The 1,234-nt window shown below is 76.3% G+C and carries 1 pseudogene; it reads left to right on the top strand.

From position 1 onward, the window contains the following. Positions 1 to 1,234 (top strand): annotated as a pseudogene (locus GVN67_RS29000) (double-strand break repair protein AddB); the annotation flags it as partial.

Genomic DNA, 1,234 nt, shown 5'->3' on the forward strand with positions numbered 1-1,234 from the left:
CCCTGAGAGAAGCCTTCCTCCAGGCCGCCGAGGGGAAAACCCTGCTGCTGCCCAGGATGCGGGCGCTGACCGGCCTCTCCACCCAGGAAGCCGACGAGCTCGCCCTGCCCACCCTGCTCGACCTGCCCCCCGCGGTGGACCCGGCCCGGCGCCAGGCGGTGCTGACCAGCCTGGTCATGCGCCTGCCCTCCCGCTTCGGCGGCCCCGACACCCCCGAGCAGGCCTGGCGCCTCGCCACCGCGCTGGCGGAACTGCTCGACGAGACCGCCCTCGAAGGCGCCGACGACGCCCGCCTGGCCGAGCTGGTGCCAGAAGAATTCTCCACCCACTGGCAGGTCACCCTGACCTTCCTGCGCGCCGTCCTCGACACCTGGTCCAGCTGGCTCGCCGAGCAGGGGCTGATGGATATCGGCCCCCGCCGCGTCGCCGCCCTCGAGGCCCAGGCGACCGCCTGGAAGCAGGAGCCCCCCGCCGACCCGATCATCGCCGCCGGCATCGGCGCCGGCGGCACCATCCCCGCCGCCGCCGCCCTGCTGAAGGTGGTGGCGCAGCTGCCGAACGGCTGCGTCGTCCTGCACGGCGCCGGCGAGGTCACCTCGCCCGAGCTCTGGGCCGCCATCGGCGACAGCCCGACCCATCCGCTGTCAGGCCAGGTGCGGCTGCTCTCGGCCATGGACGCGACCCCCGGCGACCTGCAGCCCTGGCCGGCCGCGCTCGCCACCGCCCCGGCCCTCGAACGCCGCGCGGCGCTGCTGGCCTGCGCGCTGCGCCCCGCCGCCGGCATCGACGCCTGGCTGCACCGCCGCCCCGAGCATTGGCGCCCCGCGCTGGACGGCCTGTCCCTGCTCGACGCCCCCGATGTCCAGGCCGAGGCCGTCGCCATCGCCCTGCTGCTGCGCGAGGCGCTGGAAACCCCCGGCAGCCGCGCGGCGCTGATCACCCCCGACCGCGACCTCGGCCGCCGCGTCGCCGCCGAGCTGACCCGGCATGGCGTGGTGGCGGATGATTCCGCCGGCCAGCCGCTCGGCCAGACGCCCACCGGCGCCTATCTGCGCCTGCTCGCCCGCGCCGTCGCCGAAGGCTTCGCGCCGGTCTCGCTGCTGGCATTGTTGAAACACCCGCTGACCGCCGGCGGCCAGACCCGCTCCGAATGGATGGAGGCGGTGCGCCTGCTGGAGCGCCGGGCGCTGCGCGGCCCCCGCCCCGCCCCCGGCCTGCCCGGCCCTGTCTCTTA

Source organism: Roseomonas sp. 18066 (assembly GCF_902706185.1).
In the GTDB taxonomy this organism is placed as follows: domain Bacteria; phylum Pseudomonadota; class Alphaproteobacteria; order Acetobacterales; family Acetobacteraceae; genus Pseudoroseomonas.